The following is an 11,486-nucleotide window of genomic DNA, read 5'->3' as shown; positions in this document are numbered from 1 at the left end:
TCCGCGTCGCGATCCCCATGTTGATGAACGCGAGGACCGTGGCCGGGAGGATCAGGTGCTCGATCGCGTCGGCGGTCCACGGCCAGTTGCCGGCGAGCATCGCGTCGACGGCCGACATGTGGGTGTACTGCGGGAAGGGCGGCGGGCTCGTCGAGTACTCCCCGTGGGAGGGGAGCCCGAGATACGGCGCCAGGAACACCGCGGCGATGACCGCGCCGAGGTACGTCGGGGTCGCCCACCCCGAGAGGTAGAAGATCCGGACGAGGTGGTCCGGGATCCGGCCGGACGACTGGGCCGCGATGACCCCGAGGGGAATCCCGACGACGATCATGGAAGAGTGCGGCAAGGACGAGTTCGAGCGTCGCCGGAACCCCGTCGGCGATCGCGGGGTAGACCGGCTGGTCGCCGGGGTAGGAGTAGCCCCAGTTCCCGTGCAGGAGGTTCGTGAGGTACTGCCAGTACTGCACGTAGAGCGGCTGGGCGAAGTACGCCTTGCACGCGGCGATCGTGCCCGGGTCGGCGTGGGGGTACCACTGGTTGCACGGGTTGACGGCCGAGAGGTGCGTGAAGACGAACGTGAGGATGGTGATGCCGATCAGAACGGGGATGAGCTGGACGAGGCGTTTCGCGATGAAGACCAGAAGATCGCTTGGACTGCGCCCCAACCCCCGGACCTCCCTCCGTCAGGGGGGCGGCGGACCTGCCGACCCCGGCATTTCGGGAGGGTTACCGCTTCCCTGTATTAAGCCACCGTAGACGCGCTTTTGCGCACGGACCCGTGACTTAAACGAGGTAGTCCCGCGGGAGCGTCCGGAGCTCCTTGAACGTCTCGTGGACGATGCCCACGAACTTGTCGATCTCCTTCTCGGTGTGCGCGCTCGAGAACGTGATCCGCTCGTAGTTGTCGGGGTGGATGTAGATTCCCTTGTCGAGCAGAAGCTCCTGGTGCCGCAGATAGAGGTTCCAGTCGATCTGGAGCGATTCGCGGTAGTTCGTGATCTTCTTGCGCTTGGTGAAGAAGAACTGGAGCATCCCGTTGACCGACTGGACGAGGACGGAGATCTTCGCGTCCCGCGCGGCCTCCTCGATCCCCTTCTCCATCTTCTCGGTCATCTTCGCGAAGCGCGCGTAGAGGTCTTCGCCGCCGCGGTGGAGCATCTTCAGGTTCGCGAGCGTCCCGGCCATCGATAGGTTGTTCGCGAAGTACGTGCCACCGAAGCTGATCCGCCCGGGGGCGATCATGTCCATGTACTCCGCCTTGCCCGAGACGGCCGAGACGGGGACGCCGCCCCCGAGCGCCTTCGCCCAGCAGGAGATGTCGGGTTCGACCTTGTACAGCTGCTGCGCGCCGCCCGGCGCGACGCGGAAACCGGTGAACACCTCGTCGAAGATCACCAGCATGTCGTTCTGGTGCGCGACCTCGACCAGGCGCGCGAGGTAGTCGGGGGCGGGCGGGATCACGCCCGCGTTCGCCATCACCGGCTCCAAGATCACGGCCGCGAGGCGGTCGCGGTAGCGACGGACCATCCGCTCGAACGCGACGATCGAGTTGAACGGGGCGACCATCACGTAGTCGGTGACCCCGGGCGGGATCCCGGCCGAGTTCGGGAGCGGACGGGGGTACTCGTCGAGCCCGGCCACCATCGGCGGCGCCTCCGCGCTGATCAACGCGAGGTCGTGCTGGCCGTGGTAGTGGCCCTCGAACTTCAGGATCGCGTCCTTCCCCGTGACCGCGCGCGCGATCCGGATCGCGTTCATGGTCGCGTCCGAGCCGTTCGAGCAGAACGCGACCCGCTCCGCGTTCGGGACCATCTTGCGGAACATCTTCGCGAGCTCGATCTCAAGCGCGGTGGGCGCCGCGAAGTGGAGCCCGAGCTCGGCGCGCTCCTGGACCGCCTTGACCTGCTCCTTGGGGGCGTGCCCGTTGATGAGACAGCCGTAGCCGAGGTTGAAGTCGAGGTACTCGTTGCCGTCCTCGTCCCAGATGCGGGCGCCCTTGCCGGCGGAGATGAACGGCGGGCAGGGGTCGTAGGAAGCGACGCGTATCAGCGAGCTCGACGCGTTCGGGATGTACTTCTTGCCCTCCGCGAACAGCTTGGCGCTGGTCTTCAGCTTCGGCACGAGCCGCGCGATCGGGATCGGGAGGGCCTCGGGCTCCGCGGGGGCCTCCTTCGCTTCCGACTTCGCGCCCTCCCTCGGCTCCTTCTTCTCTTCCCCCGCCGGCTCGGCCGGGCCCTTGTGCGCCGGCTCCGCCGGAGGATGCGTCGGGGTCTCCGCCTCGGACTCGGCCGCCGCGAGATGGCTCAGCGAAGGGTGATCGAGCCCCGGCAGGCGGACCGTTCGGCCGTCGCCCGGGTCCGGGAGACGGGGCAGCGGGGCGGGTTCCATATCCGCCATAACTCACGCATCTTGGGGCGCGGTTCCGACCCCGAGTGCCCTATATAATTTTAGCTCGGAAGCGGCGGAACCCCGTCAGCGGACCGGCGCTCCGCAGTTCCCGCAGAACTTCACCCCCGGCCGTGATGGCGCCCCGCAGGCGGGGCAATTCTGCGCGGGAGGGAGAGGTTTGCCGCAGTTTCCGCAGAACCTCACGGTCGAGGGATTGGGCGCCGAGCAGGCGGAGCAGCGCACTGGCCCCGGGGGGACGCCGGCCGGCGCCGGCGGCGCGACCGGACCCGCCGACGGGCTCGGGTTCGGTGGGCCGCCCGCGCCGGCCGCCGCTCGACGGCGCATCGACTCCTGCAGGCGCGCCTCCACGAGCGCGCGCTGCTCGGGTGGCAGCCGGGCGAGCACGTCGGAGGGAAACCCGGCCCCCGGGCCGGTCGCGCCGACCGTGATGTCGGCCGGGACGAGGCCGGCCGCCTCCAGCGCCTGTCGGATCGTCCCTTCCACGAACGAGGGGTCGCCCGCCGGGGCGGCCATCGCGCGCTCGAGCGCCGGGCCCGCCACCATGCTCAGCACCGTGTCCGTTGGGGCGCTGTCGCTGAGGCGACGGCTGATCGCCGCCTCGAATCGGACCGGGTCCTGGATCGAGAAGCGGATGGAGGCACGGATCGGGGCCGGGGGGCCGGACGGGGAGCGGGCTCGAACGGACAGCGTGCCGGTCTGCGGGCCCGTCGTGTAAAAGACCGCCCGGGTGTCGAGCACCGTGCGGTCGAAGCCCGCGGCCGGGGGCCGCGAGCCCGCGGCCGCGTGGGGCGCGGTCGCCGTCGTCAGGACGTGCTCGCCGGGCCCGAACGCATCGAGCGGCGCTCCCTCCCGGCTCACCAGCACCGCCACCTGGCCGGTCGGCACGACGAGGCGGACGCCGAACGGCAGCGCGGAAGGACCCGCGCTCGAACGCCAGCGCGGCGGGACGAGCTCGGGACCCCGGATCTCCGGCGTCAGGGCGACCAGGACGTCGCCCCGGTCCTGGTAGCTCCGGTCCGGCAGGTGGGTGTCCAGCCACGCGAGCGCCGCCGTCGGCGCTTCCTCCATGTCGGCGAACTCCTCCCGGGCCGCCGCCAGGAGGGCCGACCGGCTGGCCGGGTATCCGTCGAAGCCGGGGCTCTCCGAACCGGCCCCCCCGAGGAAGTCGTTCACCGCGGGAGGGGCGCCGACGAGGCCCAGGCCGAAGTACCAGGGCAGGCAGGGATGCCCGCACGTCGGGCAGCGCCCGGCGCCGGCGCGCGCGCAGGCGCAGGCCGAGGGGGAGGGGGCACAGTCCGGGTGGGAGCAGCTCGCTTCCCCGGCGCAGTGCTGGCACATCGGAGGGGTCGGGTCACCCGAGCTTCGCGCCGCAGTCCCCGCAGAAGTTGACGGTCGGCGGGTTCTGATGGTGGCAACTGGGGCACTCGCGGAACCCGAGCGGAGCGCCACAGTTGTTGCAGAACTTGCCCGCGCCGGACGGCTTGCCGCATTTCGGACAGATCGTGGAGCGGTCCGAGGTGTCGCCGTCGAACTGGCTCTGGCTGCGCACCTGGGCCTGCATCTGCTCGACGCGGACCTGGGCCTTCGCCGCCTGGGTCTCCGCGGCCAGGCTCGGCGCGTCGTGGGTGCACAGACCGGCCTCGTTGTTCCAGTCGGCGGAGCAGACGAGCTGGTTACACCTCGGACACTTCTGGAAGTGCGGCTTGGCCTCGTTGACGGCCTGCTGGAAGGCGTTGTCGTGCTCCTTGTGCCAGTCCGCCGACATGCCGCGGAACTGGCTCGCGGTGCCGGCCATCGAGCTGGCGCTGGAAAGACCGCTGCCACCGCTGCCGGCCATCCCGCTAATCGCGGAGAGGCCGCCGCTCAGGAAGCCGAGCCGGCGCGACGAGGCCTGGCTCTTGGAGGGGATGAACGTGGAGTCGTAGCCAGACCCGCAGAGATCGCAGTGGAACCGCCACTGGAAGCCCTTGTCGCCGCTGAGGTCGTCGACGTTCCTCGGGTACTCGAGGAGCGCCATCGGACCCCCGCGCTCGAAAGGGGTTTCTCGGTTTAAACCCACCGCGGTCGGCTCAGGTTCGGGCCGGCCTCAGAGACCCTTCTGCTTCCAGAAATCCTTGAGCTTCGTGCCGCAGCGCTCGCAGCGTTTCGCGCCGGGTGCTACGACGGCGTCGCAGGACGGGCAGCGGTAGCGGACCACCGCATGGCACTTTTCGCATACGTCGGAGTCGGGCCCGACGGCGGCGCCGCATCGCGGGCAGGCGATCGAGAGGGGCTTGCCGCAGGTGTTGCAGGTGGTCCAGCCCGCCTGGATCGGCGCGACGCAGTAGGGGCAGACCATCTGGAGCGGGTGGGCGCGCGAGCAGAACGGGCAGACCTTGGAGTCCTCGTCGACGAGGTTGCCGCAGAAGCGGCACGGCCGCTTGTAGCCCGGCATCCGCTCTCGATGGGGCTCGGGCTATTTGGAATGGTACGGCCGCGCGGGCGCGCGGCGGGCTCGGACGCGCCGCCGGCCGCCCCGTCAGCCGACCGGCGGCAGCGGGTCCTCGGGGGGGACGATCGCGGTCTCGATCGACCGACCCGCGAGCGCGGCGCGGAACTCCCCGGCCGGCACGCACCGCTCGGGCGGCACCACGCCGACCTCGCGGATCCGCTCGGTCGCGATCAGCTCCGCGCCGATCGCGCCGGCGACCCCGACTGCGTACTCGGTCGCCGTCAGGTGCCAGTCCGGGCGCGCTGGGAATCGGGCGATGGCGTGGCGGACCACCGGGGCCTCTCCCTTCGACCCGTGGATCTCGATGTCGCAGACCTCCCAGTCGACGACGCGGACGTCCTCGGGCACGCCGAGCAGCTTCTCGCGCTTGACCAGGGCGAGCGTGAACTCCTTCGGCACGACCGCCTGGCCCCGCACTTCGAGCGGGCGATCCGACCCGAGCCCGAGCAGGGCCATCGTGCGGAGCACCTCGATGCCGGGGCCGCCCTCCTTCCACTCGCAGTGCGCGAGCCGCTTGTCCCGCAGGCTCTCGGGCAGCGTCGCGGGCTCCGAGTGCAGGGTCCGGTAGACCCGGGTCCGGCCCACGGGCGGAGCGAAATCGAACTCCTCGGCGCCGCTCATCGGCGGATGCTCGCGGTAGGCACCGCCCTCGAAGACCACGGCCGGCAGCACCATCTCGTCCAGAAACGTGCTCGGCGACCAGGTGAAGGCGAGCTCGGGTCCGCCGACCGTGAGGTCCCGCCAACCGTCCCGGATGACGATCGAGTCGACACGGTCGAGATCGCGGCAGGCCTCCATGGCGAGCACGTTGGAGATGCCCGGCACCTGCCCGAGCCCCGGGATCGCGAGCACGCCGGCCCGGCGGAAGGTTCCGTCCAGCGCGAGCTGGCGCCGGGTCATGTGGAACAGGCCGCCGAAGTCGAGGTACGGCACGTTCGCCTCGAGCGCCGCCTCCATCACGGTGAGGTTGAACCCGTACTGGACCGCGTTGACGACCACGTCCGCGCCCCGCAGGAGCGTGACCAGCTCGCCGCGCTGGCGCACGTCGAGTCCGGTCGCCCTCGCCCGCTCCCCGGCGGCGTGCGCCGCGGCCCGCGCCAGCTCGGGGTCGAGGTCCGCCGCGACGACCTCGTCGAAGACACCTCCGACGGCGAGGTCGCGTACGGCGCAGCGGCCGGTGAGCCCCCCGCCCCCCAGCACGATCGCTCGCACGTTGGTCCCTCGTCGGGGCGGTCGAGGCGGAGCCTCTATAGGAACCTTCGGAGCCCGGCGTCAACTCGTCGCGCGCGGACGGCGCGTCCTGCGACGCGGGGGCGCCGCGCGATCGGGGCCCGGGTCCGGCGGCGCGACGGTCGGGGCGGGAGCCGGGGTCGACGGCGATCGCGCCAAGAGCTCCCGGAAGGTTTCGAAATGGCGCAGGAACGGATCGGCCCGTCGACGCTCCTCGAGCTCGAGGAGCGCGATCTCGAGCTGGGCCTTCGCCTTGGGATCCCCGCTCGCGGCGCGCACGAGGTAGACACACAGCGCCTGGTAGTGGGGCAGGACGAACGCGTCCGGCCGCGGTGTGCTCATGTCGCCCTTGCGGGGACGGTAGATCCGTTCGACCGGCACGGCGGCCGCGACCGCCCGGCGATGGGAGAAGCCGAAGTACCGACCGGGACCGAGAATGCGCGTCACCTCCCGGACGTTACCGTTGAGGTTGTTGGTCAGTCGATCGCACTCGTGCCAGCACCACAGACCGAAGCCGTAGTCGCCCTCGAGGTAGGCCTCCCAGGCCCGGGCGTAGAGGGCCCGCTCGCGCTCTTCCTCGCCCAGCTCGGGGTCGAGCGCCGCGCGCCAGTCGGAGATCAGCACATCGACCCTCATGCTCGGCGAGAACTCCCGCTGGGCCGGGACCGGGGCCGGGGCCGCCACGGGCCAGCGAGCCGCCCGCGGGCTTAGCGGGTTCGGGCGCCGGTCGCGTCGGCCGGGGCGTCGAGACGGGTCCCCGCGATCCACGTCTCGCGGACGACGGGGGCCCCCGTGGAGATCGCCGCGTCGAGCGACGGCGCGCGCACGCGTACGAGGTCGGCCGGGGATCCCGCCTCGAGCCACCCCAGGCGTGGCTCTCCGAAGACCGCGCCGGCGTTGGCCGTGTAGAGGCGCAGCGCCTCCTCCGCGTCGAGGGCTTCGGCCGGATCCGGGTTCGCCGAGCGACCGCTCGGATCGGTCCGCTGGACGGCCGCCCGGAGCCCGCGCCAGGGATCGAAGGAGTCGTACGGCGCGTCGCTCGATCCGACGAGCCGGTGGCCCTGCTCGCTCAGGGTGCGGAAGGCGTAGGCCCAACGCGCGCGATCGCGCCCCAGGCGGCGGCCCAGCCACGCATCGCTCCACACGAAGCCGGGCTGGACGACGATCGCCGGCCGGGCGCGAGCCAGCTTCGGCAGCAACAGCGGCGGCGTCAGCGACACGTGCTCGATGCGGGCGCGCCGCAGGTGGCGGACGGTCACGCCCTCGAGGAGGTCGAGCGCGAGCGCGACCGCCGCATCCCCGATCGCGTGGAGGGCGGGCGCGAGCCCGCGGGCCGTGATCTCCCGGATCCAGGCGCGCAGCGTGTCGGCCGATGCGACCGCCCCGCCGGACGTCGAGGGTTCGTCCGAGTACGGCGCGCTCAGCCACGCCGTCCTCGGGCCGAAGGCCCCGTCCAGGAACGCCTTCGCGCCGACGACCTCGAACAGTCCCCCCGGGCCGGACGGTCCGCCCGGGTCCTCGAAATACTCTTGCCAGCGTCGCCCGTCGAGGTAGACCCGCACGCGTCCGGGCCACCGGCCCTCGGCGGCGAGACGCCGGAGGGCGACGGCCTCCTCGGGCGCCGCGTTCATCGCTCCGACGGTGGTGAGACCGAGGGCCGCGGCCGATCGCAGCGTGCGGACCAGCGCGTCCGGATCGATCGCCGGGGGAGCCGGCCGCCGGGAGGCGAAGAAGGGGATCGCGGCCTCCAGCAGGCGGCCGTCGGGCTCGCCATCACTGCCTCGACCGATGCGGCCCCCCGGTGGGTCCGGCGTAGCGCGGTCGATCCGGGCCGCGCGCAGCGCGCTCGAGTTGGCGACGAGCGCGTGCCCGCTGACGTGGACGAGTACGAGGGGGCGGTCCGCCGCGAACTGATCCAGATCTCGACGGTCGAGCCAGGTGCCGCCGGGGAACCGCTCGGGATCCCACCCGCGCGCCTCGATCGGCCCGTTGGGGTGATCGCTCGCCCAGCGCCCGATCGCCTCACCGAGCGCCGCCGCCGATCCGATCTCCCGCACGTCGAGCCCCTCGCGCGCGCGGGTCACCTCGGCGACGTGGAGGTGGGCGTCGATCAGACCGGGGACGACGAGGTCGCCCCCGAGCGGGACCACCTCGGTGCCGGGGGCCGCCGCCCGGCGCGCCTCGGCCTCGGTGCCGGCGAGAACGACCTCACCCTCCTCGACCAGCAGCGCGGCGCAGTAGCGACGCCCCGTGAAGATCCGACCGCCCACGAACAGCGTCGCGTCCGTCATCCGTCCCCGCGCCGTCCCGGGCGAGGCGGCCGGGGCACGAAAGGCTTCGGACCGCCCCGCCACCGCCGGCCGAGGTACGTCGACCGGCGCGCCTACACGTCGAGGTACTTGTAGAACTCGTAGGGATGAGGCCGCAGGCTGAGCTCCAGCTGTTCCTGGCGTTTGAGCTCGAGGTAGGTCTCGATCAGCGACGCCGAGAACGCCGGCTTCAGGAAGTCGTGGTCGGAGGCGAGGCAGTCGAGCGCCTCCCCGAGGGAGCCCGGGAGCTCCGCGATCTCGAGCTCGCGACGGCGCGCCGGCGTCAGCTTGTAGATGTTCTCGTCGACCGGCGCCGGCGGCTCGATCTTCTTCTTGATGCCATCGAGGCCCGCGAGCGCGAGCGCGGCCTCGGTGAGGTAGATGTTCGCCGAGGAGTCGGGAGTACGGTACTCCACGCGCTTCGGGGCCATCCGGCCCCGGAAGTAGGCCGGGATGCGGATCGACGCCGACCGGTTCGCGCGGCTCCAGGCGATGAAGACGGGCGCCTCGTAGCCGGGCACCAGCCGTCGGTAGGAGTTCGTCGTCGGGTTCGTGATGCCGCAGAGCGCGCGCGAGTGCTTCATCAGCCCGCCGACGTAGTAGCGGCAGGTCTGGCTGACCTCGGCGTAGGCGTCCTTCTCGTCGTAGAACGTGTTCTTGCCCTTCGACCAGAGCGACTGGTTCGTGTGCATGCCGATCGCGTTGTCGCCGTAGACGGGCTTCGGCATGAGGCACCCGACCTTGCCGTGCTGCCGGGCGACGTTCTTGATCACGTACCGGACGTCCTGGATGTGATCGGCCATCGGCACGAGCTCGTCGAAGCGCACGTTCAGCTCGGACTGGCTCGCGGTCGCGACCTCGTGATGGTGGGCGTCCATCACGATGTGGAACTGGTCGGCCAGGATGTTGCACATCTCCGCCCGTAGCGGCAGCAGCGAGTCGACCGGCGGGGTGCGGTGGTAGCCCTCCTTGAAGCGGACCGTCGCGTCGATCGGTCCGGGGTGCCACGGCGCCTCGCTGTGGTTGACGAGGTAGCCGGATCCGGCCCACGCGTCATGGACGCCCTGGTACGACGGGATCAGCTCCACCGAGTCGAAGACCCAGAACTCGATCTCCGGCCCCCAGAACGACTTGTCGAAGCCGGCGGAGGCGAGGACGGCCTCGGTCCGCCGGGCGACCCCCCGCGGATCGTGGTCGTACGGCTCCTTGGTCCCGCCGATACGGACGTCACAGATGAACCGGACCGTCCCTCCCGCCTCGGGGTTCCAGGGGATCGTCGCGAGCGTCCGGGGGTCCGGCACGAGCAGCATGTCGGACTCGAAGATCTCGCGAAAGCCCCGGACGGACGAGCCATCGAGCTTCGGCACCCCCGAGACGAACGACTCGGCCTCGAGGGTATGGAGCGGGACGTCGACCTGATTGAAGCCGCCGAAGACGTCGGTGTAGAACAGCTGTACCCAGCGGACCTTCTCCGCCCTGAGCTCCTCGAGGATCCGCGCGCCGTCCGGTCCGCCCTTCGACTCCTTCTGCGGGGCCACCCTCTCTGCCTCCGCTCCCCGCGACGGTGCCGAGCTACATCAACATTGACCCGCCAAAAATGGATGTTTGACCATTATTCTACGGAGAAGTATTAATTCGTAGCAAGACCATGCCAACTCATGCGCCGAACGTCCACTCTCGACGAGCTCGACCGTTCGATCCTCGAGGAGCTGAACACCGACGCGCGCCGCAGCCATCGCGAGATCGCGCACCGCCTCAAGGTCTCCCCCACGACCGTGAGCGCGCGGGTGGCCCGCATGGAGAGCGCGGGTGTGATCCGTGGGTACATCCCCCTGCTCGACGACGAGCAGCTGGGCTGGGACCTGTGGGCGGCGATGGGTATCCGGATCTCGAAGGGTCGGCTGCGGGAGGTCGAGGAACGTCTCGCCCGCGACGCCCGGGCCTACGCGATCTACGACGTCACCGGCGAGACCGATGCCCTCCTGATCGGGCGCTTCCGCGACCGACGCGACCTGGATCGGTTCGTCAAGCACGCCCTGCAGGACCCCCACGTGGAGCGGACCAACACCCAGGTGGTGCTCAACCGCGTCAAGGAGGACCGGCGCGTGCCGGTCTCGCGTCGGACGACGGAGCCCGGCACGGCGAGCTGAACCGACCGGGCGCGGACAACCTAAAAGAGCCCGAACGGCTCGACGCCGAGCGAGGACCGACGATGGACTGGGGGATGGAGAACCGGATGGGCCGGATGTTCTCGCCCGCGAGCGCGAACACGGTCATGCTCGCGGTCGACCACGGCTACTTCATGGGCCCCACCCACCGGCTCGAGGACGCTCGGTCCACGATCGCCCCGCTGCTCCCGCACGCGGACGCGCTCGCGCTCACCCGGGGGATCCTGCGACGATGCGTGCCGCCCCACACGTCGACGCCGATCGTGCTACGCGTCTCGGGCGGCGCGACGATCCTCAAAGACGACCTCTCCGAGGAGAAGATCACGACGTCGATGCGCGAAGCCCTGCGGCTCAACGTGAGCGCCGTGGCGATGAGCGTCTTCGTCGGCGCCGCCCACGAGCACGAGTCGCTCGTCCACCTGGGCGAGCTCGTCGACGCGGGGGAGGACGTCGGGATGCCCGTGATGGCGATCACGGCCGTGGGCAAGGAGCTCGAGAAGCGGGACGCTCGCTATCTCGCGCTCGCCTGCCGGGTATCGGCCGAGCTCGGCGCCCACCTCGTCAAGACCTACTACTGCGACGGCTTTACGAAGGTCGTCGAGGCGTGCCCCGTGCCGCTCGTGGTGGCCGGTGGGCCGAAGCTCGACAGCGTGCGCGCCGCGCTCGAGCTCGCGCGGAGCGCGATCGACGAGGGGGCTCACGGGGTCGACATGGGCCGCAACATCTGGCAGTCGGACCACCCCGTGGGGATGCTGAAGGCGCTGCGCGCGATCGTCCACGAGCGCGCGAGCGTCCCCGAGGCGCTGCGGATCGTGGAGGAAGAGTCGCGCGCCGGACGTACGAGCGTCGCGGCGACGCCCGCCTAGCACCGGCCGCCGG

At 71.1% G+C, this 11,486-nt stretch carries 11 protein-coding genes; 2 read left to right on the top strand and 9 right to left on the bottom strand.

Going from position 1 to position 11,486, the window contains the following annotated elements:
- The 9 genes from VEL82_04200 to glnA all read right to left on the bottom strand — a co-directional run.
- A partial coding sequence (locus tag VEL82_04200; GenBank protein ID HXW67062.1) for a hypothetical protein occupies window positions 1–331 on the bottom strand: 331 nt, incomplete at its 3' end.
- A gap of 452 nt (window positions 332–783) precedes the next feature.
- On the bottom strand, window positions 784–2,388 hold the full coding sequence (locus VEL82_04195) for an aspartate aminotransferase family protein (protein ID HXW67061.1): 1,605 nt from the start codon (window positions 2,386–2,388) through the stop codon (window positions 784–786).
- Between the two features lie 84 nt (window positions 2,389–2,472).
- Window positions 2,473–3,747 (bottom strand): zinc ribbon domain-containing protein, encoded by a 1,275-nt coding sequence (locus VEL82_04190; GenBank protein ID HXW67060.1) that lies wholly within the window; start codon window positions 3,745–3,747, stop codon window positions 2,473–2,475.
- Window positions 3,748–3,760: 13 nt separating this feature from the next.
- The gene (locus VEL82_04185; GenBank protein HXW67059.1) at window positions 3,761–4,426 is read right to left on the bottom strand and encodes a zinc ribbon domain-containing protein; all 666 of its coding nucleotides are present in this window, start codon (window positions 4,424–4,426) and stop codon (window positions 3,761–3,763) included.
- 69 nt (window positions 4,427–4,495) lie between these two features.
- Entirely contained in the window at window positions 4,496–4,843 is a 348-nt protein-coding gene (locus VEL82_04180) for a zinc ribbon domain-containing protein (GenBank protein HXW67058.1), read from the bottom strand.
- Between the two features lie 84 nt (window positions 4,844–4,927).
- Window positions 4,928–6,112 carry a saccharopine dehydrogenase C-terminal domain-containing protein gene (locus VEL82_04175; protein HXW67057.1) on the bottom strand — a complete coding sequence of 395 codons (1,185 nt, stop codon included), beginning with the start codon at window positions 6,110–6,112 and terminating at the stop codon, window positions 4,928–4,930.
- Window positions 6,113–6,172: 60 nt separating this feature from the next.
- Window positions 6,173–6,814, bottom strand: a complete 642-nt coding sequence (locus VEL82_04170) for a hypothetical protein (protein ID HXW67056.1) — start codon at window positions 6,812–6,814, stop codon at window positions 6,173–6,175.
- A 23-nt stretch (window positions 6,815–6,837) separates the two neighbouring features.
- Window positions 6,838–8,421, bottom strand: a complete 1,584-nt coding sequence (locus VEL82_04165) for an amidohydrolase (GenBank protein ID HXW67055.1) — start codon at window positions 8,419–8,421, stop codon at window positions 6,838–6,840.
- Window positions 8,422–8,513: 92 nt separating this feature from the next.
- The gene (gene glnA / locus VEL82_04160) at window positions 8,514–9,977 is read right to left on the bottom strand and encodes a type I glutamate--ammonia ligase (GenBank protein ID HXW67054.1); all 1,464 of its coding nucleotides are present in this window, start codon (window positions 9,975–9,977) and stop codon (window positions 8,514–8,516) included.
- Between the two features lie 120 nt (window positions 9,978–10,097).
- On the opposite strand from glnA, the gene VEL82_04155 reads away from it, so the two are divergent.
- Both VEL82_04155 and lsrF read left to right on the top strand, forming a co-directional pair.
- Window positions 10,098–10,589: an Lrp/AsnC family transcriptional regulator gene (locus VEL82_04155; GenBank protein HXW67053.1), complete on the top strand. Its 492-nt coding sequence runs from the start codon at window positions 10,098–10,100 to the stop codon at window positions 10,587–10,589.
- 62 nt (window positions 10,590–10,651) lie between these two features.
- A complete protein-coding gene (gene lsrF / locus VEL82_04150; GenBank protein HXW67052.1) occupies window positions 10,652–11,473 on the top strand; it encodes a 3-hydroxy-5-phosphonooxypentane-2,4-dione thiolase in 822 nt (273 codons plus the stop codon).
- Window positions 11,474–11,486: the final 13 nt, after the last annotated feature.

The sequence above is a fragment of the Thermoplasmata archaeon genome, assembly GCA_035622275.1.
GTDB lineage: Archaea > Thermoplasmatota > Thermoplasmata > Lutacidiplasmatales > UBA184 > Lutacidiplasma.
This window is presented reverse-complemented; position numbering and strand designations above follow the sequence as displayed.